The sequence below is a fragment of the Rathayibacter sp. VKM Ac-2801 genome (assembly GCF_009834245.1).
GTDB lineage: Bacteria > Actinomycetota > Actinomycetes > Actinomycetales > Microbacteriaceae > Rathayibacter.
Window position 1 is genome coordinate 3,329,154 of record NZ_CP047183.1, and the last position, 21,662, is coordinate 3,350,815.

Below are 21,662 nucleotides of genomic sequence, written 5' to 3' on the forward strand. Positions count from 1 at the left end.
CGGGCGGCGGGGATCCCGCTTCAGCCTCCCGCGCGGCGTCCGGCGACGACAGCCGGCGTGCCGCCGACCCGCTGAGTACGCTCGGGCCATGCAGCGCACGGTGGGCGGAGTCGTCATCGAGGTCGTCCACGCGAGGACCGGTGACGCGACCCGGACGCCCGGCGGTCGTATCCAGCTGTGGACGATCACCCTGTCCGGAGCGGGCATCGATCACACCGCGACGGTCGGCGTCGTCGGCACGTCGACGGAGCCGGACGACGACGTGTTCGCCACCGTTCTCGACGTGGCTGTCGTGGAGTACGTCCCCGCGTCCGAGGACCCGCGCGAGACTCCTGCGTTCCGCGCGTGGAAGCGGGACCACGCGGCCGGACTGCAGCAGCTCGTGACGGCGCTCCGAGCGACGGGCAGCTGACTCCTGCCGGCCCCTCCGCCGCCGCCCTGCTCACGGCAGCAGGATCACCTTGCCGTCGAGGGTCCGGGACTCGGCCAGCTCCATCGCCTCGACGATCCCGGTGAGCGGGAAGCGGGCGGCGATGTTGGCCGTGAGCGTGCCGTCGGCGAGGAGTCCGAGCACGCGGCCGAGGTCCTCCTCGAGTTGCGCCCGGAAGCGCGCGGGCCGCAGCGAGTGGCCGGCCCAGAGGTCGTAGAAGACCGCGCGCCGTCCGTTGGGGGCGAGCTGGTAGGCCTGGATCCGCGCGAGCTGGCGGAGGAACGGGGGCCAGATGCTGCCGGTGCTCGCACTGACGATCGCGTAGGCGACGAGGGTGCCGCCGGGCGCGAGCAGCGACCACGCCAGCCGGGTCGTCGCTCCGCCGACGTTGTCGAAGACGGCCTGGACCCCGCCGGGTGCGAGCTCGCGGACGCGGGCAGCAAGGTCCGGATCGGCGTAGTCGACGGGCTCCACTCCGGACGCACGGAGGGCCTCGTGGTGGCGGGGCGAGGCGGCGCCGATCACGCGGATCCCCTCGAGGCGGGCGAGGCGGTGCACGAGGCCGCCGACTCCGCCGTTCGCGCCGAACAGGAGGATCGTGTCGCCGCGGGAGACCCGGGCCGAGCGGTGCAGCATCTGCCACGCCGTCACTCCGTTGACCACGACGGCCTCGGCGTCCTCCGCCGCGACGTCCTCGGGGACGACGACGCAGTCGCGGGCGGCGACGCGGGCGTGGCCGGTCCAGCCGCCGGTCTTGGTGAGGGCGGCGACGCGGCGGCCCTCGAGCGACGCATCGCCGCCGGGGCCGACCGCGAGGACCCGGCCGACGAGGTCGTAACCGGGCGTGAAGGGGAAGGGCGGCTGGGCGAAGTAGCGGCCTCGGCGCATCGATTGCTCGGCGAACGAGATGCCGGTGGCCTCGACGGCGACGAGCAGCTCGCCGGCCGTCGGCGGCTCGACCGGTGCCTGCTCGAGGAGCAGTCCGGACGGCTCGACGATCCCGGGGAGGACGACGCGGGTAGTGATGCGGGGAAGGGTGGTGGACACGAGGGCTCCTGGAGGTGGTGGTGAGTGACTGGACAGTCACATCTGCGGGCATGAAGAGAGGAGGTGGCGAAGAGGAGGAGAGAGGGGAGGACCGCGGACTCAGTCGCGGTGCCGGATGCCCTCGGAGACGATGCGAGCCCACTCGGAGTCGACGCCGCCGAGGTCGGTCTGCACGATCAGGTGGCAGAGCTGCCCGTAGGCGATGAAGCGCTGCACGGCCGGGCCGTCGGCTCCGGACACGACGGTGACGGTCCGGACGACCGAGGAGATCCCGCGACGCACCGCCTCGCGGATCTCGGGGACCTCGCACGCGCTCTGCGCCTGCGACTGCAGCATGATCAGGTCGCGGTCGGCGATCAGGTCGATGTAGGCGACGGTCATCGCCTCGAGCCGGTCGGCCGGGTCCGAGGAGGGCGAGGCCTCCCCCGCCGCCGCGAGCGTCGACGCCACCTGCTCGTAGCAGCGGTCGACCGCGGCGACGAAGACGCCGAGCTTGCCCGGGAACAGGCGGAAGACGTAGGCGGGCGAGACCCCGGCCTCGGCAGCGACGTCGGTGATCGGGGTCGCGGCGTACCCGGTGCGCGCGAAGACGTGGAGCGCGGCCTCGGTGATCCGCTCGCGCTGCGCTTCAGCGGTGGAGCGGGAGGAGGGGGAAGGCATGTGACTGATCGAACACTTACATCACAGTCGTGTCAAGAGGAGCGGCCGGATGACACGAGGCGCGGGTCCGGATAGGAGCGCCTTTCGCGCCGTCAGCAGCACCGACTCATGTCTCCCCCGCCAGGAGGGAGGCGCGCCGATCCGAAGCACGTGCGCGCCTCCTCCCCACTGCCGAGATCGGGTCGACTACGGTCCGTGGCGGGCCGAGATCCTCGGTCCGCCACCCGAGGAGGGATCGCCCATGCACGACTCGACCGAGGCTGCCGTCGTCAAGAGGGTCCTGGAGGACGAGATCCTCGAGAACTACGCCTCCATAGTGGACGTAGTCCGGACCTGGATCGAGAGCCCGAACAGCGTCTGCATCGTCTACCGGCGCCGTCTCGACGGCGACCAGCTGATCGGTCAGCGCTTCCGCTTCCCGCCGCACGCCGCGAACGACGACCCCGTCTCGACGGGAGTCGACGCGGCTCTGAACACGGCCGAGCCCCTCGGCGCGCTCCTGGAGAGCGCGCGGCTCGCTGACGGGGTCCTCTGGGTCGCGATACCGCCGGCCGACGCACTGCCCTTGATCCCGGACAGGCCGTCGGCGCCGAGCCGGGACTGAGCGACGCCGGCGAGGCCGACCGAGCACCCCCTACCCCGCACCCCCACCCCGCCCCTAGGTTGGGGGGACTCGCATCGCCGACCGCGCACCACTGAGTTCCGATGGAGGAACGCCATGGCCACGACACCCGTGCTCCGCAGGATCGCGATCGCGCTGGTCGCGGTCGTCTCGGTGGGAGTGGCGGGTGCCGCACCGGCGTCCGCTCTCGACAGGCCGATCTCCGGGTACCTCAAGGACAAAGGGGTGACACCCGAGAGGATCGTCGACTACCTCGGCGGGCCGATCGTCTCGCCGTCGACCTCGGTCGGCTACGGCGGAGCGGTCTCGTCGGTCGACGCGAACGCGAGCCGGGCGGGCCTGGAAGTGCTGAAGCGCGGCGGCAACGCTGCCGACGCCGCGGTCGCCACGGCCGCCGCCCTCGGCGTGAGCGAGCCCTACAGCGCCGGTGTCGGCGGCGGCGGGTACTTCGTCTACTTCGACAAGGCGTCCGGCGAGGTCAGCACCATCGACGGGCGCGAGACCGCGCCGGCCGGCATCACCTCGGACGCCTTCCTGGACCCCGCGACGGGCGCCCCCTACCCGTTCACGCCCGACCTCGTCTCGTCCGGGGTCGCGGTCGGCGTGCCCGGCACCGTGGCGACCTGGGACACCGCGGTCGACCGCTTCGGAACCCTGCCGCTCCCGGTCGTGCTGGCGCCGTCCATCGCGCTCGCGGCGAAGGGCTTCCGGGTGGACGAGACGTTCCGCAACCAGACTCTCGACAACCTCGAGCGGTTCCAGGCGTTCCCCGACACCGCGAAGCTCTTCCTCCCCGGCGGGGACGCGCCGAAGGTGGGCAGCACGTTCCGCAACCTCGACCTCGCGAAGACTCTGACCTCCATCGCCGTCCACGGGCCGGACGCGTTCTACGAGGGCGCGCTGGCCGCCGAGATCGCCGACACGGTCCAGCACCCGAAGCTCGCGGACGGCGCGGATCTCCCCGCTCCGGCCGGCACGATGACCGCCGCGGACCTCGCGGCCTACTCGGTCGCCGAGCAGGCGCCCACCCGCCTCTCCTACCGCGGACTCGACGTCTACGGCATGGCCCCCTCCTCCTCCGGAGGGATCGCGGTCGGCGAGGCGCTGAACATCCTCGAGAACCACGACCTCGCGGCCGAGGACACCGGCAGCGCCCTGCACCTCTACCTCGAGGCGTCCGCCCGTGCCTTCGCCGACCGCGGCGCCTACGTCGGCGACCCGGCCTTCGTCGACGTGCCCACCGAGACGCTCCTCAACCAGGAGTTCGCGGACTCGCGCGACTGCACGATCGACCCGACGACCGCCTCCTTCCGCCCGGTCGCGCCCGGCGCTCTCGACGGCTCCGGATGCTCGACCGCCCCCGCCGTGGAGGAGTCGGACACCGAGAACATCTCCACGACGCACCTCTCCGTCGTGGACAAGTGGGGCAACGCCGCCTCCTACACGCTGACGATCGAGCAGACCGGCGGCTCGGCGATGACCGTCCCCGGCCGCGGCTTCCTCCTCAACAACGAGATGACCGACTTCTCCCCCACCTTCGTCGACGGGGACCCGAACCGGATCGAGCCGGGCAAGCGCCCGCGCTCGTCGATGTCGCCCACGATCGTGCTCGACGGCGGGGACGTGCGGTTCGTCGTCGGCTCGCCGGGCGGATCGACGATCATCACGACGGTCCTGCAGACCCTGGTCAACCGCATCGACCTCGGCATGACGCTGCCGGAGGCGGTGGCCGCTCCCCGCGCCTCCCAGCGCAACGGGGCGACCACCTCGGCCGAGCCGGAGTTCATCGAGGCGTACGCCGACGACCTCGCGCCCTTCGGCCAGCAGCTGGTCCCCTCCGGCGACACCTTCACGTCGGCCGCGCAGATCGGCGCGGTGGCGGCCATCGAGGTCGAGCCCTCGGGCCGGATGACCGCGGTGGCCGAACCGGTGCGGCGCGGCGGCGGCGTCGGGCTGGTGGTGCGGCCGGAGAAGTGACGCCCCGGAGCCTCCGCGGCCCGCTGAGAGGAGCAGTCGGCCTGCCGCTCCTCTCGGCCGGGAGCGGTCCTCCGCGGGAAGGAGGCGTCTGCGACACTGGGGGCATGACGTCGTCGCGGCCGCTGCGCACCCTCCGGGGTGTCGTCGCGGCGACGGTGGCGACGGTGGTCGCCCTGTTCTCGCATGTCGCCGGCGGCGGCCAGATCCCAGGTCCGCTCGGTGTGGCGATGCCGCTCGTGCTGTCGGTCCTGGTGTGCGTGGCGCTCGCCGGGCGCAGGCTCAACCTGTTCCGCCTGGCGGTGTCCGTGGGAGTCAGCCAGTTCCTGTTCCACACGCTCTTCACGATCGGGACCTTCACGGGGCCGGTCGATGCGCCGACGGTGCACGCGCACCACGGCGCCGTGATCGACGTCAGTGCGGCGATGACGCACAGCGGGATGACCGGCTCCTCGATGTGGGCGGCTCACGTCCTCGCCGCTGTCGTGACGACCGCGGCGCTCCACCGCGGCGAGTCGCTCCTCGTCCGGGTCGCCGCGACGACGAGCCACCTCGTCACCCGCCTGGTGCGAGTCCTGCCGACTCCGGTGGCCGCCCCTCGGCCGGCGCGACGCTCGTCCTTCGAGCTGCGCGATGTGCTCCCCCTCGCGTCAGGCGTCTTCCCCCAGGCGGCGCTGCGGCGCGGGCCCCCTCTGCAGCCCGCTTCCTGATCATCGACGCGAGCCGCGGCGAGGACCTCTCCGGAGGTCCCCGCGGCATCTGACCGACCCGTCTCCTCCCCGCAGGGGTCTCCGAGGGACGTCGGCCGGTCGGCGTCTCGGCGACTCCTCCCGGACGGATCGTCCTGGCCCGGCGCTCGTGCGCGCCGGCGGAGGGGTCTGTGGAGCGTCCCCTCGGGGACGTTCCTGAAGGGAGCCACGCCTGTGGCACAACCATCGACATCGGTCGACGACGACGTCCTCCCGACTCAGCGGCCGCTCACTGGTCCGGTCCGCGCGGCGGAGGCGTCCCTCCTGCTCGCGGTACCGGCGGCGGTCGCCGTCACCCTGCTGGGCCTGTCGTACACCGGGGCGTTCTCGGTGGAGACGCGGCTGATCGACCCCGGCGACCTTGTCACGCGGGGCCTGCCGGTCGCGCGGGTCGTGCACGACTCCGCCGCATCGCTGACCATCGGCCTGCTCACCGCGGCCACCTTCCTGCTGCCCGGGCAGCGCATCGCGCCGGGCGTCGTCTCGTACTCGCAGAACCGCGCCCTGCGCTGGGCGACCTGGTCGGCCGCGGTCTGGGTGGCGTCCGCGATCGCGGTCCTCGTGTTCACGGCGGCGAACACGATCGGGCAGCCGCTGGACGCGCCGGGCTTCCGGATGCAGCTCGTCTTCTACGCCACGCAGATCGAGCTGGGGCAGACGCTCGTGGCATCGACGGCGTGCGCGACGGCCGTCCTCCTCCTCACCCTGTTCTCGCGGCGGCTGGCCTGGGTGGCGGCGGCGACCGCGATCGCGGTGCTGGCGCTGCTCCCCCTCTCGCTCTCCGGGCACGCCGCCGGCGCCGACGAGCACGCGAACGCGGTGAACAGCCTCGCCGTGCACCTGATCGGAGTGACGGCCTGGGCCGGCGGGTTGGCCGCGGTGATCCTGCTCCGGCGGACCGTCGGCGCACAGCTCGGCGTGGTCGTCGCGCGCTACTCCGTCCTGGCCGGCTGGGCGTTCGGGGCGGTCGCCTTCTCCGGTCTGGTGAACGCGTCGCTCCGGATCGAGGACCTCGGCGACCTGGGCACGCCCTACGGGCAGCTGCTGATCGTCAAGGCCGTCGCGCTGCTCGCCCTCGGCGGCGCGGGCCTCCGGCACCGGCTGCGGCTGATCCCGCGGCTGCGCGCCGACCCGGCCGACCGGCGCGCGTTCGTCGCCGTCGCGGTCGGCGAGGTGGTGGTGATGGCACTGACCATCGGCGTCTCGGTGGCACTCTCGAACAGCGCGCCGCCGGTCTCGCAGGACCCGATCAGCGGAGACGTCCGGCGCAGTCTGCTCGGCTTCCGCTACCCGCCCGAGGTCACGCCCGAGCGGATGCTCGACCAGTGGCACCTCGACGCCGTGTGGCTCGGGATCGCGGTCGTCGGCGCCGCCCTCTACGTGTCGGCGGTCCTGAGGCTGCGGCGACGCGGCGACGCCTGGCCGCTCGGGCGCACCGTCGCCTGGGTGGCCGGCTGCGCGGCCCTCGCCTACACGACCAGCGGCGGCCCGGCCGTGTACGGGCAGGTGCACTTCAGCACCCACATGATCCAGCACATGCTGCTGATGATGGTCGTGCCGCCGCTGCTCGTGCTCGGCGGGCCGGTGCTGCTCGCTCTGCGGGTGCTGCCGGTGCGCCGCGACGGCGGGCGCGGACTGCGCGAGTGGATCCTCGCCGTCGTGCACTCGCGCTACCTCGCCGTGCTGTCGAGGGCGCCCGTCGCCGCGGTGCTCTTCGCCGGCAGCCTGGTCGTCTTCTACTACACCGGCTGGTTCGAGTGGGCGATGTTCAGCCACCAGGGCCACGTTGTGATGACCCTGCACTTCCTCGCGACGGGCTACCTCTTCTTCTGGGTCCTGATCGGCGTCGACCCCGGCCCGAACCGGCCGGGCCACGTGCTGAGGCTGCTGGTGATGCTCGCCACGCTGGCGTTTCACGCCTTCTTCGGCCTGGCGATCATGTCGCAGACGACCGTCCTGGCCGCGTCCTGGTGGACGGCGCTCGGGTACACCGACACGGAGGCGCTGCTCGCCGACCAGGGCGTCGGCGGAGGGATCGCCTGGTCGGCGGGCGAGATCCCGATGGTGCTGATCGCCCTGGTCGTGGTCGCGCAGTGGGTGCGCTCGGAGGAGCGGACCGCGAAGCGCTACGACCGGCGCGCCGACCGCGACGGCGAGGCCGAGCTCACCGCCTACAACGACCGCCTGAACCGGCTCGACAGCCGGAGCACTTCCCGTCCGACGACCACGAAGGAGACCGACCGATGACCTCTCGACCCCTGCGACGGCTGCCCGCCGCGCTGGCAGCCCTCGCCCTGGCAGGCGTCCTGATCGGGACGGCCGGGCCCGTCCAGGCGCACGACCAGCTGATCAGCAGCACTCCCGGCTCCGGTGAGCACTTCACGAACTCGCCCGCGGAGGTGACGCTGACGTACTCCGAGGACGTCCTCACGATCGGCGCGCTCGTCCTCGTCACCGACAGGGACGGCGTCGATCACGTCTCCGGCCCGGTCGAGCTGACCGACTCGACGGTCACCGCTCCGCTCGAGCCGGCGCTTCCCGGCGGCTCCTACGACCTCAAGTGGCGGGTGGTCTCCGCCGACGGCCATCCGATCGCGGGCGTCGTCCCCTTCACCGTCGGCGACGGCGCCTCCGCGCAGGCCGCGGCGGTCGCGGAATCCACCCCGACCGTCGAGCCGACCGTCGTCGCAGCCGCCTCCTCCTCCCCGGCCGCGCCGGACGTCCTCCGACCGGTTCTCCTCGGTCTGGCCGGCGCGATCCTCGCCGTCGCGGCCTTCCTCCTGATCACCCGCCGTCGCGGGCGGCCCTCGACCACCACCGAAGACCGGCCGTCGCCGTGACCGCCGACGTCCTCCACCCACCGCACCACCTCACAGGAAGGCGCCACAGCATGCGCACTCGACACGTCCTCACCCTCTCCGCCCTCTCGGCCGCGGCCCTGCTCGCCCTGACCGGCTGCAGCACCGGAGCCTCCGGTACCACCGCCGAGGTCACGCCCGCCGCGACCGAGGTGAGCATCACCGACGGCTGGGTGAAGGCCGCCGACTCCGGCATGTCCGCCGCATTCGGTGAACTGGAGAACTCCGGCACCGAGGACGTCACGGTCGTGTCCGCGACCTCCGCCGCGTCCTCCGAGCTCGAGCTGCACGAGACCGTGGCGAACGAGTCGGGGGAGATGGTGATGCGCGCCAAGGAGAGCGGCTTCACGATCCCCGCGGGCGGCAGCCTCGAGCTCGCCCCCGGCGGGAACCACATCATGCTGATGGACCTCACCGCGCCGATCGTCGCCGGGGACGAGGTCACCATCACCCTCACCTTCTCGGACGACTCCACGACGGAGTTCACCGTCCCCGCGCGCGACTACGCCGGCGCGAACGAGAACTACGAGGGCGGCGACATGGACATGGACATGGGCGGAGAGGGCTGATGGGCGAGGACCGCGAGACCGGCCACGGCGCCGACGAGCGCCCGAGCAGCGCCGTCAGCCGGCGGCGACTGCTCCTCGGCGGAGCAGTCGCCGGCATCGGCGCAGCGGGTGCGATCGGAGCGGACCAGCTGCTCGGCCGCGGCGGTGCTGCGCCGGCAGCGGCCGCGGCGCTGAACGGCGACGAGACGATCGCCTTCCACGGTGCGCACCAGGCGGGGATCGCCGCGACGCCGCAGGCGCACGCGACCTTCGTCGCCCTCGATCTGCGCGAGAGCACCGACCGGGACGGGCTGCGGCGGATGCTGCGCATCCTGTCCGACGACGCCGCGCGCCTCACCCGGGGGCAGCCGGCCCTGGCCGACTCCGAGCCCGAGCTCGGCGTGGTCCCCGCCCGACTCACCGTGACCTTCGGGTTCGGACCGAGGCTCGTGTCTCTGGCGGCCGGCGACGCGGCGAAGCCGGCCTGGCTGGCACCCCTGCCCGCGTTCGGGATCGACCGGCTCGAGGAGCAGTGGAACGACGGGGACCTGCTGCTGCAGTTCCACGCCGACGACGCGTTCACGATCGCGCACTCGCTGCGGATGCTGCTGAAGAACACCCGCACCTTCGCGACCGTCCGCTGGACCCAGACAGGGTTCCGGCGGGCGCACGGCTCCGAGAAGGCCGGCACCACGATGCGGAACCTGTTCGGCCAGGTCGACGGGACCGTCAATCCGCGCCCCGAGGACGTCGACTTCGACGAGCTCGTCTGGGTCCGCGACGGCTGGCTCGCCGGCGGCACCGGGCTGGTGCTGCGGCGCATCCGGATGGACCTCGACAAGTGGGACCGGCTGGATCGCAGCGGCCGAGAGCAGTCCGTCGGCCGGACCCTCGCGAACGGCGCGCCCCTCACCGGGACGGCGGAGACCGACGAGCCCGACTTCGAGGCGACGACGGCCATCGGCTTCCCGGTGATCCCGGAGTTCTCGCACATGAGGCGCGCGCGCTCGGAGAACACGGCCGAGCGCTTCCACCGCCGCGCCTACAACTACGACGACACCCCGACCGGCGAGGAGATCTCGAACTCCGGGCTGATCTTCGCGGCGTACCAGGCCGACGTCACCGCGCAGTTCGTGCCGATCCAGAAGCGCCTGGACGAGCTGGACCTGCTCAACGAGTGGACGACGCCGATCGGCTCCGCCGTGTTCGCGATCCCGCCGGGGTGCGCCGAGGGCGGCTACGTCGGCGACACCCTCCTCTGACCCGCACCGGCACCCGCCACAGCACCGAAGGACCAGAAGCATGACCACCACCGCCTCTCCGCCCCGCGAAACGGCCGACACCCCACCCCCGCCCAGCAGGCGGGGGTGGCTCGGACAGCTGCTGCTCCGCCTGCACTTCTCCGCCGCCCTGTTCGTCGGGCCGTTCATCCTCGTCGCCGCGACCAGCGGAGCGCTCTACGCACTCACCCCGCAGCTCGAGCAGGTCGTCTACGCGCAGGAGCTGCACGCCCCGGAAGCGGACACCTACCTGCCCCTGGCCGACCAGATCGACGCCGCCGACGCGTACACCGGAGGCGGGCAGAGCATCGTCGCCGTCCGCCCCGCCCCGAATCCCGGCGACACCACCCGGGTGATGTACGCGGATCCGTCGCTCGGCGCGAGCGAGACCCGGGCGGTCTTCATCGACCCGGGCACCGCCGACGTCCGCGGCGACCTCACCGCCTACGGCACGAGCGGCGCCCTGCCGCTGCGGACCTGGGTCAGCGACCTGCACCGGACGCTGCACCTCGGGGACGTGGGCCGCTACTACAGCGAGCTCGCCGCCTCCTGGCTGGGGGTCGTCGCCCTCGCCGGCCTGGGCCTCTGGATCATCCGCCTCCGCCGCGCCCGCGTGAAGAAGGACCTGCTGCGCCCCGCGCCGAGGACCACCGGCTACAAGCGCCTGTTCTCCTGGCACGCCTCCACCGGCGTCTGGCTGCTCGTCGGCGCCCTGTTCCTCTCGACCACCGGGATCACCTGGTCGCTCTACGGGGGCGGGAACTTCGAGACCCTCCGCTCCGCTGTCGGCTGGACCACGCCCTCGCTGGGGACGACGCTCGGCGACCGGACCGGCGAGGTGGCCGACGAGCACGCCGGACACGCCGGGCACGGTGCGGCCACCGGTGACGCCGTCGAGTCGACAGTGGGCTACTCGCCGGCCGCCTACGACTCGGTGCTCTCGGTCGCCCGGGAGGTCAACGTGAACACGGGACTGGTCGAGATCCGGCCGCCCGCGGAGGAGGGCTCCGCCTGGGTCGTGCAGGAGATCCAGCGCAGCTTCCCGACCGAGGTCGACGGCGTCGCGATCGACGGGAGCACGATGCAGGTCGTCGACCGGGTCGACTTCGCCGACTTCGGCCTCGTCGCCAAGCTCTCCCGCTGGGGCATCGACACGCACATGGGCTCGATGTTCGGGCTGCCCAACCAGCTGCTGCTGTTCGTCACCGCCGTCGGCATCGCCACGATGGTCGTGCTCGGCTACCTGATGTGGTGGAAGCGCCGCCCCACCCGCGGCCCCCGTCGGCTCGGCGGCGCCCCGCCGGCGCGGGGAGCGCTCCGGTGCGCGCCGTGGTGGGGAGTCGCGTCCGTCCTGGTCGTCGCCGCCGCAGTCGGCCTGTTCCTCCCGCTTCTGGGTGCGAGCCTCGCGGCCTTCGTGATCATCGACACGCTGCTGGGGCTCCGACCCGCGCACCGCTGAGCGCACGGACGCCGGCCCGGTGACGCCCACCGGGCCGGCGTCAGAGCCCCTTCGGGAAGCCGTGGGAGCGCAGCACCGGGGCGAGGCGCTCCCACTGGTGACGCCGCTCCGCGTCCCGATCGGCGTCGCTCCCCCGGAGTCCGACCGCCTTCGCGGCGTACGCGGCGGCGTGCGAGCAGTGGTCCGCCATGTGCGCGACGGCCGCGGCCTGTCCGGCCGCCCGCGCTGCAGCGGTGGCGGCGGGCTCGCCCGCCTGCGTCGCGGCGCGGGCTGCGGCGTGCGTCGCGAAGGCCGCCGTGCGGCACTCCGTCATCGGAGCCTCGCCCCGCTCCCACGCGCGGAGGACGTCGAGCGCCCGCCGGGGTCGGTGATCGTCCGGATCCCACTCCTCGAACGCGGGGAGGGCGCGCTCCGCACACTCCGCCGCCCACCGCGCGAGCGCCCGGTGCACCTCCGGCTCCGGATTCGCCCAGGCCGGCCTCTCCGCCGCGCTCACAGGTCTCCGCTCACCTCCGCCGGCTCAGCTCAGGCGCTCGGACAGGTGGACGGTGACGACGTCGCCGAGGTCCTTGCCGATCGCCCTCCGCAGCGTCGCGCTGATCGACAGCATGTGGCCGCCGGTACCGGTCGGCAGCAGGCCCGCGGTCACCGGCTCACCGTCGACGGTGGCGACCACCTTCACCGTCCTCCCCGTGCCGAGCATCTCGACAGAGCCGGGCACCTCGACGCAGGACCACAGGTCCCCCTTCACGGCGACGCCGATCGGAGCGGTGAAGGTGAGATCGAGGGGGCCGGCGCTCATGCGCTCTCCTCCGGGAACGCCACTCTCTCGCCGGAGGAGACCCGCTCGATGTACCGGTCGAGGATCTCGTCGTACATCGCGTCGTCGAGCAGGCCATCGGACAGGGCCCGGCGGACCTCCTCGAACCCGCCCGGGTCCAGGGTCGTCCAGTCGAAGCCGTCGCTCGGCGACCCGGGCCGATAGCGCCAGCGGCCGAGCTCGTCGACGGCCTGCTCCCGCGTCAGCTCTCCCGCGGCGAAGCGCTGAGCGATCTCGTACGGCGTCCCGCCGGAGAAGCCGGAGCGGACGTCCGGCACCGCGGCGGCCTCCCGGAGGTCGCCCTCGACGACGGTCTGCGCGACGCGGAGCAGACGGGCGAGCTCCGTCGGCGTCCGGTCCTCCGCCGCGCGGCGGAGCTCCCGCTGGTAGGACTGCCTCGCGACGAGCATCCGGCTCCGCAGCCGCCGGAGCTCGATCCCGTCGGTCGCCTCGTCGATCGCCATGCGGACCCCTCCCGTCCGAGGACCCGCCGGCCCTCCCGTCGACCCTACGACGACACCGGGTCGGCGGAACGGGCCGGTCCGCCGGAGAGCTCCGACCCGGAAGGTGGGCCTGGAAGGGCCACGCTTCGGAAGGGGTCCCTCCGCGAGGATCACGGCATGGCCCCTCACACGGATCTCCGCCGATGACTCTGCAGGACCTCGCCGACGAGCTCGCCGAGGCACTCGACCGCCCGGTGAGGATCGAGGACGCCTCGACCCGCGCGCTGGCCGCGACGCGTGCGCGCGCGGAGACGCCCCTGGACGGCGTGTTCCCCGTCCAGGATCCTCGGGGCCGGCTCGCGACCCTCCTCCTCCCCCGGGAGCGGCCCGCGCCGCTCACTCCGGCGCAGTACTCGCTCATCGACGCCGCCGTCGGGGCGATCCGCCGCCTGCTCGGCCCCTCGACGCGAGCGGGCGGCAGCTCCCGGCGCGCGGATGTCCTCGCGGCGCTGCTGGCGGCCGACGGAGGCATCAGGCGCGCCTCCTTCGCCGAGGCGATCGAGCGCCGCTGGCTGCGCCGGGACGCCCAGACCGTGGTCCGCGCGGTGCGCCTCGCCGACCCGACCGGCTCCCTCCAGCGGACGGCGCTGGCGCGGCGGATCGACGCGAGCGCCGCCTCCGGCCTGACGTTCCTCGGAGACCAGGAGGGCTTGCTGTTCTTCGTGAGCGTAGAGGCGCCCGAGGCCGCCGCGGAAGCGGACCACATCCTGCGGGCGGAGGCGCGCGACCGCGGCACGGCCGTCGAGGCGATCGGCTCGGCCCGCTTCGACGTCCGCGACGACGACCTCCTGCCGACCGCCGAGCGGGCCGCCCTCGCGGCGACCATCGTCGGCTCTCTGCCCGACGGCCGCGGCCGGGCCGACATCGCCGAGCTGGGGGCGTGGGTGCTCCTCGCCTCGATCGGGGCGGACAGCTCGCAGCTCGCCCTGCTCTCGCCGGCCGCGGCGACGCTGCTCGAACGGGGCGACGAGGTGCAGCGGCGGACCGTGGAGGCCTACCTCGACGTGCGCGGCAGCGTGCGGGAGGCGTGCGGGCTCCTCCACATCCACCGCACCACGCTCTACTACCGCCTCGACAACCTGCCCGAGGCGGTCCGGGAGGCGCTCGACGACGGCCTCGCCCGCAGCACGCTGCACCTCTGCCTCAAGCTGATGCGCTTCCGCGACGGGCTCGAGCGGCGGCGGGCCTCGTGACCGTGCCCGCCGACGTGCCGCAGGTGCGCCTCTACGGGCGGCGCGAGAGCCGCGACGCGTGGGAGATCCGCGACCTCCTCTCGCGCAGCGTCGTCTCCTTCTCGTGGACGCCGATCGACACGGACGAGGAGTGCCTCGCCGTCGCCGGGCGCCCGCTCGCGACCGCGTCCCTCCCCCTCGTGGTGTTCCCGGACGGCAGCCGCGCCTCCGACCCGACGCTCGCCGAGGTGGCGTCCCGGCTCGGCTGGGTCGGCGCGCCGCGGCTGGCGGAGTACGACCTCTCCATCTACGGAGCCGGTCCGGCCGGGCTCTCGGCCGCCGTCTACGCCGCGTCCGAAGGGCTGAAGGTCGTGGTCCTCGAGCGCTCGGCGATCGGCGGGCAGGCCGGCTCCAGCAGCCTGATCGAGAACTACCTCGGCTTCCCGCACGGGATCGCGGGAGCCGACCTGGCCGAGCGCGCGCGGCAGCAGGCCGTCTCGTTCGGCGCCGAGCTGCTGAGGATGCGCGAGGGGATCCGCGGGCGCTTCGCCGACGACCGGATCCACGCGCTGCTCGCCGACGGGACGACCGTCGTCGCCCGCACCAACATCTGCGCCACGGGCATCCAGTGGCGCCGGCTCGGCCTCGAGCGCGAGGACGAGCTGCTCGGAGTCGGCGTGTACTACGGAGCCGGCACGAGCGAGGCGCCGCTCTGCGAGGGCGAGGACGTCGTGGTCGTCGGAGGCGGCAACTCGGCCGGGCAGGCCGTGATGAACCTCTCGGCGCACGCGCGGCACGTGACCATGCTGGTCCGCGGCCCGGATCTGGCCGACAGCCTCTCCTCCTACCTCGCGGAGCGCGTCGTCCGGCAGCCGAACGTGACGATCCTGCTCGACTCCCGCGTCACCCGCCTGCACGGCGCCGACGCCCTCGAGTCGATCGAGGTCGAGAACTCGGCGACCGGCGCGCACGGGGCGCTGGCCACCTCCCACCTGTTCGTCTGCATCGGCGGCGAGCCCGACACGACCTGGGCGGCGGAGACCGCGATCGTCCGCGACTCCGGCGGCTACCTCGTGACCGGCCCGGACCTCGTGGGCGAGCACGCCGCGCCCGGCTGGCCCCTCGAGCGGGCGCCGTTCTACCTCGAGACCAGCGTCCCCGGCTCCTTCGCCGCGGGGGACGTGCGCCGCAGCTCGGTCAAGCGCGTCGCCTCCGCCGTCGGCGAGGGCGCGATGGCCGTGACCTTCGCCCACCGCCACCTGCAGGAGACCTCGTGAGCCGCCGGCTGCCGACGGTGCGCCACGGCGTCGGCTTCTGGATCGTCGCCGCGACCTTCCTGCTCGTGATGGCGTACTCGACGGTGCCGACTCCGCTCTACCCGCTCTACCAGCAGCTCGACGGCTTCCCGCCGTTCGTGATCACCGTCGTCTTCGCCGCCTACGCGGTCGGAGTGATCGTGAGCCTGTACCTCGCCGGTCACGTCAGCGACTGGCTCGGCCGCCGCCGGGTGCTGCTGATCGCGGTGCTCGTCTCGGCGATCTCGGCCGTGCTCTTCTCGCTGACGACGGAGGTACCGGGGCTGATCGTCGCGCGCTTCGTCAACGGCGTCAGCATCGGGATGCTCACCGCCACCGCGACCGCCCACCTGGGCGAGCTGCGCGCCCGCGCCCGGCCGGACGAGAACACGATCGTCGCCGCGTCGATCTCGGGTGCGGTGAACCTCGGCGGGCTCTCGCTGGGCCCGCTGCTCGGAGGGGTCTTCGCCGAGTTCCTGCCCGATCCGCTCCTCCTGCCGCACCAGGTGTTCCTGGTCGCGTTGCTCGTGGCGGGCCTGGCGCTGCTCCTCGTGCCCGAGACGGTCGACGTGCCGGAGACGGCCCCCGCCTACCGGCCTCAGCGGCTCTCGGTGCCGGCGGACGCGCGCCGGGCGTTCCTGCTCGCGGCGTTCGGTGCGTTCTCGGCCTTCTCCGTCCTCGGCCTCTTCACCTCGCTCGCACCGACGTTCCTGGTGCAGACCTTCCAGGTGCGCGACCACCTGCTGGCCGGGGCGACGTCGTTCGCCGTGTTCGCCTCCGCGGCCCTGGGCCAGCTGCTGCTCGTGAAGGTGGGGGCGCGCCTGCAGCTCTCGATCGCGGTGGCGGGCTGCGCGGTCGGGCTGGCGGCGGTCGCGGCCGGGGCGATCGCTCCGCAGCTGGGGGTGTTCCTCGCCGGGGCCGTCGTCTCGGGCTTCGGGGTGGGGCTGCTCTTCAAGGGGTCGATCGGCACGGCGGTCGCGCTCGCGGATCCGGCCCGCCGGGGCGAGACCCTGGCGGTGGTCTTCCTGGTCGCCTACACGGGGCTCGCGGTGCCCGCGCTGGCGGCGGGAGCCGCGCTGAACCTCGTCGCCGCGACGACCGTTCTCACGGTGTTCGCGGCGCTGGTGCTGGCGGCGACCGCGACGGCCGGCGTGCTGCTGCGCGCCCGCAGCGCGGCGGCCGGGCGGTGAGCAGCGGATCGGGGCGGCGCTGCGCGGGGCTCGGGCGGCGGGGCGGCGGCCGTCCGGATGCCGGCCGTGTGCACCCCGGACGGCCGCCCGCCGCGTCAGAAGTCCTCGCGGCGCTCCTGCTCGGCCTCGGCGGCGGGCTCGAGCGCGGCGAGATCCCCGAGCGCGAGGCGGAGCTGGCGGAGGAGCCACTCCTCGGTCAGCGCACCCGCGTCGAGCGCGTCCAGACGGCGGAGGCGCTCCGCGGCCGACCCGGTGAGGTCGGCGGGCGTCCCGGCGCTCATGCGCCGTACCCCGCTCCGCGGAGCAGGCGGCGCAGGTCGACGAGCTGCTGCTCGTCCACGTCCTTGTGGTGCGGGCGGCGGAGGGTCTCGGTGGTCGAGCCGACCGTCACCGAGAAGGCGCCGTCGTGCTTCTCGTGGACGGTGCCGACGGCCTCGAGCAGCGTCAGCACGTCCGCCCAGAGGACGTTGTGGCTGGGCGAGTCCTCGAGCAGCCGCTCGAGCGTGTCGCGCTGGTTCGAGTGGAGGTGGCGGGTGTCGGTCATGAACGGCCCTTCGGTGTCTGCGCACGCGCCCCGGTGGCGGTGCTCGGCGTCGCGTCCGACGGTAGGCGTGCGGGTGGAGCCGGTGCGCGAGTCGGATGACTCGAAGAGCGGACCTCCCGGGGCGTCCCCGCGAGAGGTGCGGTCGTGAATCCGGAGCCGGGCGACCGCCTCGACGAGGAGGAGCCTCCCCGCACGCCCGCGCTGCCCGAGGCCGCCGTCTCCGCCGCGTCGCTCCCCGACCGGCCGGCGGCGTTCCTCAACGCCCTGCTGACCGAGCACTTCGTCCTGGAGTCGGCGCGCGGCATCACCGTGACGGAGTCGAGCAGCCGCGCCTCGCTCTACCTGACGATGCTCTCCAGCTCGCTCGTGGCCTTCGGCTTCCTCGCCCCGACCCGGTACGCGATGGGGTTCCTCGCGGTGATCATCCCGGTCGTCGTGCTGCTGGGGGTCTTCACCTACGAGCGGCTGGTGCAGACCTCGATGGAGGACATCGCCGCACTGACGGCCATCCAGCGCATCCGCCGCTACTACGGCACGCTGCTGCCGGGCGCGGGCGCCTACTTCGCGGTGCCGCGCGGCCGCCACGCGCCGAACGAGCTGCTCGAGATCGGCCGGCGGCAGAGCTGGCGGGGCATCTTCTTCACGATGTCCTCCGCGATCGCGGTGGTCAACTCGATCGTGGCGGGGGCCGGTGTCGCGCTCGCGCTGACGCAGAGCGGCGCGGACGAGGTCCCCGCGATCGCGTGCGGCATGGCGGCCGCGGTCGTCCTCGCCGTGCTGCACGGGGTGTACCAGTTCCACCGGTACCGGCAGATGCGGCTGCGGATCGCCGAGGCGGAGGCGCTGGACGGGGTCGACAGGGGCTGACGGTCGGGCGGCCGCGACTGTCCCAGAGTTGTCGCAGTCGGCGCCGAGCGCGACGACTTCTGGACTCTCGCGGCGCTCGCTCCCCGGTGGCACTGCGACTGCTCAAGAGTTGTCGCACTCGACGCCGAGCGCGACGACTCCTGGACTCTCGCGGCGCTCGCTCCTCGGCGGGTCGCCGCGAACATCCAGAAGTCGCCGTAGTCGGTCGCGAGTACGGCGACTTCTGGCTTCTCGCGGTCTGCGGACGTGCGCTGGGCGCCGACGGCTCCGGCGGCCGCGACTGTCCGGGAATTGTCGCAGTGGGCGCCGAGTGCGACAACTCCTGGACTCTCGCTGAAGTCCCGGACTCTCGCTGACGTCCTGGACCGCCGCGGAGGCGCGCGGCTCAGGCCGGCTCAGCCGCGCTCGGCGCGCTCGGCGAGGAGGTACTGCCAGTCGCGCGGCACGCGGTCCGCGGGCCCCGGCGTGGTCTGGCTCGCGGGGTGGCTCTGCGGGTCGGCCAGGGCCGGGCCGTCGGCGTAGTCGTCGGTCCGGTAGTCCCAGAACCAGTCCTCGCCGGGCTCGAAGCTGCGGATGACCGCGTGGCCGGTCGAGTGGTAGTGGGCCGTCGCGTGGCGGTTGAGCGAGTCGTCGCAGCAGCCGATGTGCCCGCAGAGCGCGCAGCGGCGCAGGTGCAGCCACCACGAGCCGGACTGCTCGCACTCGACGCAGCCGGGGCCGCTCGGCGGGACGGAGGGGTCGATCATCTGCTGCGACGTCATGCGCTCAGCATGCGCCTCCCGCGGCGGACGCCACCAGGTCGGATGACTCGATCCCGTGGCTCCGTCACGCGCTCTGCGCGCCCTCGAGGCTGAGGAGCGCGTCGCGGAGCCCGGCGCGCGAGGTCACCCCGAGCTTGGGAAAGATCCGGTACAGATGCCCGCTGACGGTGCGGGGCGAGACGAAGAGCTGCTGGGCGATCTGCTTGTTCGACAAGCCCGCGGCGGCGAGGGAGACCACGCGCCGCTCCTGCTCGCTGAGGTCGGCGGCGACCGGCGCCTCCCCCGCTCCGCCCGCCGCCCGCAGCTCGTGCTGAGCGCGTGCGAGCCAGAGCTCGGCGCCCACCGCGGCGAACCCCGCGGCGGCCTGGCGGAACCGGGTGCGCGCCTCCAGCGGGCGCATCCGGCGGCGCAGCCACTCGCCGTGGCAGAGCTGGACGCGCGCCCGCTCGAACGGCCACTCCTCGGAGCCCGGGTCGAGGGAGCGCTCGAAGAGGGCGCCCGCGCCGCCGGACGGATCGAGGACCGCGGTCGCCGCGAGGGCGAGCATCCGCCCGCGGGGAGCGAGAGGCCGCGCGGCGAGCTCTGCCGCGGCCGCCGCCAGCTCGGCGCAGTGCTCGGGCAGGCGGAGGCGCGAGGCGGCCTCCGCGGCGTCGAGGAGCTCCATCGGGTCGCCGCCGGCGCGGGAGGTGGAGCGGGCGTGCGCCTCCTCGAAGCGGCCGCCGCCGAGGTCGAGCGAGCACAGGGCGTGATCCGCAGCGCGCGCGATCGACGCCGCTCCGTGCCGCAGCGCCCACGCCGTCGCGCGCTCGGCGCACTCGAGGGTGCGGACCCGGTCGCCCCGCACGGCGTGGACGCGGGCTCGGGTCGCGTCGACCAGTGCGCGCACGGCGGGCAGGTCGTCGGCGCGGGCGGATGCGCGGTCGAGGTCGGCCGAGGCGTCGTCGAGGCGACCGCGGTCGAGGGCGGTGGTGCCGCGGCGGAGGAGGGCGAGGGCACCGGGCAGGCCGTCCGCCTCCTCCCCGCCGTCGAGGAGCCCGGCGAGGCGGTCGCGGCGCTCGTCCGAGACCTCGAGCAGCGACCAGGCGAGGTGCAGAGCGACCGCCTTCCACGGGTCGCCCGTGACCGCGGAGTCCTCGGCGAGCAGCAGGCGACGCTCCCACTCCTCGGCCGGGACCGGCCGCACGCAGGCCTCCACGAGGCGTAGGACGGGATCGAGGTGGTGCTCCTCGCCGACGGCGAGCGCCGCCCGCCACCACGCCGGATCGCCTCGGAGCACGCAGGCGGTGTGGAGGACGGTCGCCAGCAGGTCGGCGGTGACGTCGTGCGGGGCGATGCGGTCGGCAGGGGTGCCGCTGCCGTCCTCGCAGGCGGCGTCGGCAGGAGACTCACCGCGTCCGGCCGGAGCGGCGAGCGCCCGGAGTGCCGCGCGGCGGATCCCGGCCACGTCCCCCGCGCGGAGCAGCGCGTCGGCGAGCCGGGCCGCCTCGACGGCGGACCCGGGAACGCGGCCGTCCTCCTGCGAGCGCTCGACCACCCGCTCGAGGGCCGTCGCGTCGCCGGTGAAGGCCGCGACGGCGGCCACGCGCGCCTCGAGCTCCTCCCGCAGAGCAGCATCGCGGGCGCTCGAGCGCGCCTCGGCGAGGAGGAGCAGCGCCTCCTGCGGCCTGCCCGCGCGGAGGCGTTCCTCCGCCGCGTCCCTGAGGAGCCGCGCCCGCTCCTCCGGCCCGGCGGCGTCGTCCGCCGCGAGCAGCAGGCGGAGGTGCGGGGCCGACTCCGGGAGCTCGGCGAGCCGTCTCCGTGCCGCCCGGAGCGCTCGGGGCGACGCCGTCGAGAGCACCACGGCGCGGACCACCGGGTCGCGGAACGCGCGGCCGCCCGCCGTCAGGATCCCCGCCTGCACCAGGGCGCGGTCCCCGTCGCCCGAGGACGACCCGGTCGCCTCCGGGAACTCGGCGCCCGCCACCGCCGCGAGCAGGAGCGCCTCCCGGCACTCCTCCGACAGCGGAGCCAGCAGTTCGAGCACCCTGGTCTCGGCCTGCTCGAGGCGCGGATAGACCGGGAAGGGCGAGGGAGCGTCCTCGTCGGCCCAGGCCCGCCCGAGGACGTCGAGGAGCAGCGGATTCCCCTCCGCGATCCGCAGCAGGCGCGCTTCGACCGCGAGCGGCCGCCGGCCGCCGTGGGCGCGCAGGAAGCCGCGGGCCGCCTCCGCGTCGAGGGGCTCCGTACGCCGGTGGCGGAGGCCCTCCCGGCCCGCGAGGACGCGGCGGTCTCCGGTGGCGAGGAGGCAGGCGGCGCCGACCTCGTCGACCAGCCGGGTCACCAGGGCCTGGAGGGTCTCGCGGGCGGCGACGTCGAACCGCTCCCAGTCGTCGACGACGATCAGGAAGCCGGGGTCGCAGGGCGAGGCGGAGGAGTCGCGCACGCGCTGCAGACGGCCGATCAGCGTGGTGAACAGCGCGAGCGAGGACGCGCCGATCACGGCGTCGCCCCGGTCCGGCCGCACCTCCACGACCTCGCACCCGGCGGCCCGAGCGGTGGCCGCGGCGGAGCGCAGCATGTGCGTCCGGCCCGAGCCGATCCCGCCCTCGACCACCAGCAGCCGCTCCCGCGCGGGCGACGCCGAGCTCAGCATCCGGACCACCACGTCCTCGGGGGCGCTCGGGTGCGCGGGCGGCGAGGAGAGTGCACTGATCGTCATCGCGACTCCTGGAGGACGGGTTCCGAGGACCCCATGCTGTCCGCCGGGCGCGGCCGCGCTCTCCTCCCTCTGTCGGAACCCTCCGGAGCGCCGCGGGGCCCCGATCGGCGTCGGGCAGGAGGGCGGTGCAGGGCAGTGGGCCCGGCGGTCGCCCGACGGTACTCTGTGTCCCACCGGACGACCGG

General features: G+C 74.1%; 22 protein-coding genes. 13 read left to right on the forward strand and 9 right to left on the reverse strand.

Going from position 1 to position 21,662, the window contains the following annotated elements; translation table 11 throughout:
• Positions 1-88: 88 nt before the first annotated feature.
• A complete protein-coding gene (locus GSU45_RS15505; RefSeq protein ID WP_159916281.1) occupies positions 89-412 on the forward strand; it encodes a hypothetical protein in 324 nt (107 codons plus the stop codon).
• Positions 413-442: 30 nt separating this feature from the next.
• Here GSU45_RS15505 and GSU45_RS15510 read toward each other — a convergent pair whose 3' ends face one another.
• Positions 443-1,477, reverse strand: a complete 1,035-nt coding sequence (locus GSU45_RS15510) for a medium chain dehydrogenase/reductase family protein (protein ID WP_208543455.1) — start codon at positions 1,475-1,477, stop codon at positions 443-445.
• Between the two features lie 99 nt (positions 1,478-1,576).
• Entirely contained in the window at positions 1,577-2,137 is a 561-nt protein-coding gene (locus GSU45_RS15515) for a TetR/AcrR family transcriptional regulator (protein WP_159916283.1), read from the reverse strand.
• 241 nt (positions 2,138-2,378) lie between these two features.
• Between GSU45_RS15515 and GSU45_RS15520 the strand changes: the two genes are divergently transcribed.
• The 8 genes from GSU45_RS15520 to GSU45_RS15555 all read left to right on the forward strand — a co-directional run bounded on the left by GSU45_RS15520 (position 2,379) and on the right by GSU45_RS15555 (position 11,627).
• A complete protein-coding gene (locus GSU45_RS15520; protein WP_159916285.1) occupies positions 2,379-2,741 on the forward strand; it encodes a hypothetical protein in 363 nt (120 codons plus the stop codon).
• Positions 2,742-2,855: 114 nt separating this feature from the next.
• Positions 2,856-4,736 carry a gamma-glutamyltransferase gene (gene ggt, locus GSU45_RS15525; RefSeq protein WP_159916287.1) on the forward strand — a complete coding sequence of 627 codons (1,881 nt, stop codon included), beginning with the start codon at positions 2,856-2,858 and terminating at the stop codon, positions 4,734-4,736.
• Between the two features lie 104 nt (positions 4,737-4,840).
• Positions 4,841-5,443, forward strand: a complete 603-nt coding sequence (locus GSU45_RS15530) for a hypothetical protein (RefSeq protein WP_159916289.1) — start codon at positions 4,841-4,843, stop codon at positions 5,441-5,443.
• A 213-nt stretch (positions 5,444-5,656) separates the two neighbouring features.
• Positions 5,657-7,729 carry a cytochrome c oxidase assembly protein gene (locus GSU45_RS15535; RefSeq protein WP_167302058.1) on the forward strand — a complete coding sequence of 691 codons (2,073 nt, stop codon included), beginning with the start codon at positions 5,657-5,659 and terminating at the stop codon, positions 7,727-7,729.
• Entirely contained in the window at positions 7,726-8,322 is a 597-nt protein-coding gene (locus GSU45_RS15540; protein ID WP_159916291.1) for a copper resistance protein CopC, read from the forward strand. Before GSU45_RS15535 ends, GSU45_RS15540 begins: the two co-directional genes overlap by 4 nt.
• A 50-nt stretch (positions 8,323-8,372) precedes the next feature.
• Positions 8,373-8,909 (forward strand): copper chaperone PCu(A)C, encoded by a 537-nt coding sequence (locus tag GSU45_RS15545; protein ID WP_159916293.1) that lies wholly within the window; start codon positions 8,373-8,375, stop codon positions 8,907-8,909.
• Entirely contained in the window at positions 8,909-10,150 is a 1,242-nt protein-coding gene (locus GSU45_RS15550; protein WP_159916295.1) for a Dyp-type peroxidase, read from the forward strand. The genes GSU45_RS15545 and GSU45_RS15550 overlap by 1 nt, the downstream gene beginning before the upstream one ends.
• A gap of 40 nt (positions 10,151-10,190) precedes the next feature.
• A complete protein-coding gene (locus GSU45_RS15555; RefSeq protein ID WP_159916297.1) occupies positions 10,191-11,627 on the forward strand; it encodes a PepSY domain-containing protein in 1,437 nt (478 codons plus the stop codon).
• A gap of 40 nt (positions 11,628-11,667) precedes the next feature.
• Here the strand turns inward: GSU45_RS15555 and GSU45_RS15560 are convergent, their stop codons facing one another.
• From GSU45_RS15560 to GSU45_RS15570, 3 genes are read right to left on the reverse strand one after another with little or no spacing between them, the layout of a single operon-like run.
• Positions 11,668-12,123, reverse strand: coding sequence for a putative immunity protein (locus GSU45_RS15560; RefSeq protein ID WP_159916299.1), 456 nt, complete (start codon positions 12,121-12,123; stop codon positions 11,668-11,670).
• A gap of 24 nt (positions 12,124-12,147) precedes the next feature.
• Positions 12,148-12,429 (reverse strand): DUF1905 domain-containing protein, encoded by a 282-nt coding sequence (locus GSU45_RS15565; protein ID WP_159916301.1) that lies wholly within the window; start codon positions 12,427-12,429, stop codon positions 12,148-12,150.
• Entirely contained in the window at positions 12,426-12,911 is a 486-nt protein-coding gene (locus GSU45_RS15570; protein WP_159916303.1) for a hypothetical protein, read from the reverse strand. The genes GSU45_RS15565 and GSU45_RS15570 overlap by 4 nt, the downstream gene beginning before the upstream one ends.
• A 182-nt stretch (positions 12,912-13,093) precedes the next feature.
• Here GSU45_RS15570 and GSU45_RS15575 point away from each other — a divergent pair, with 182 nt between their 5' ends.
• Genes GSU45_RS15575 through GSU45_RS15585 form a run of 3 tightly spaced genes read left to right on the forward strand, consistent with a single transcriptional unit; the run spans position 13,094 to position 16,607 of the window.
• Positions 13,094-14,143, forward strand: coding sequence for a helix-turn-helix domain-containing protein (locus GSU45_RS15575; protein WP_159916305.1), 1,050 nt, complete (start codon positions 13,094-13,096; stop codon positions 14,141-14,143).
• Positions 14,140-15,399: an FAD-dependent oxidoreductase gene (locus GSU45_RS15580; RefSeq protein ID WP_208543456.1), complete on the forward strand. Its 1,260-nt coding sequence runs from the start codon at positions 14,140-14,142 to the stop codon at positions 15,397-15,399. The genes GSU45_RS15575 and GSU45_RS15580 overlap by 4 nt, the downstream gene beginning before the upstream one ends.
• Positions 15,396-16,607 carry an MFS transporter gene (locus tag GSU45_RS15585; RefSeq protein WP_244248140.1) on the forward strand — a complete coding sequence of 404 codons (1,212 nt, stop codon included), beginning with the start codon at positions 15,396-15,398 and terminating at the stop codon, positions 16,605-16,607. The genes GSU45_RS15580 and GSU45_RS15585 overlap by 4 nt, the downstream gene beginning before the upstream one ends.
• A gap of 95 nt (positions 16,608-16,702) precedes the next feature.
• On the opposite strand, the gene GSU45_RS15590 is transcribed toward GSU45_RS15585, so the two are convergent.
• Together GSU45_RS15590 and GSU45_RS15595 are read right to left on the reverse strand one after the other, a co-directional pair.
• A complete protein-coding gene (locus GSU45_RS15590) occupies positions 16,703-16,888 on the reverse strand; it encodes a hypothetical protein (RefSeq protein ID WP_104224778.1) in 186 nt (61 codons plus the stop codon).
• Complete coding sequence (locus GSU45_RS15595) at positions 16,885-17,151, reverse strand: hypothetical protein (protein WP_159916307.1); 267 nt, start codon at positions 17,149-17,151, stop codon at positions 16,885-16,887. The genes GSU45_RS15590 and GSU45_RS15595 overlap by 4 nt, the downstream gene beginning before the upstream one ends.
• Positions 17,152-17,295: 144 nt before the next feature.
• On the opposite strand from GSU45_RS15595, the gene GSU45_RS15600 reads away from it, so the two are divergent.
• Positions 17,296-18,018, forward strand: coding sequence for a hypothetical protein (locus GSU45_RS15600; RefSeq protein ID WP_159916309.1), 723 nt, complete (start codon positions 17,296-17,298; stop codon positions 18,016-18,018).
• A 395-nt stretch (positions 18,019-18,413) separates the two neighbouring features.
• Here GSU45_RS15600 and GSU45_RS15605 read toward each other — a convergent pair whose 3' ends face one another.
• Positions 18,414-18,779 (reverse strand): UBP-type zinc finger domain-containing protein, encoded by a 366-nt coding sequence (locus tag GSU45_RS15605; RefSeq protein WP_159916311.1) that lies wholly within the window; start codon positions 18,777-18,779, stop codon positions 18,414-18,416.
• 64 nt (positions 18,780-18,843) lie between these two features.
• Complete coding sequence (locus tag GSU45_RS15610; RefSeq protein ID WP_159916313.1) at positions 18,844-21,477, reverse strand: LuxR C-terminal-related transcriptional regulator; 2,634 nt, start codon at positions 21,475-21,477, stop codon at positions 18,844-18,846.
• Positions 21,478-21,662: the final 185 nt, after the last annotated feature.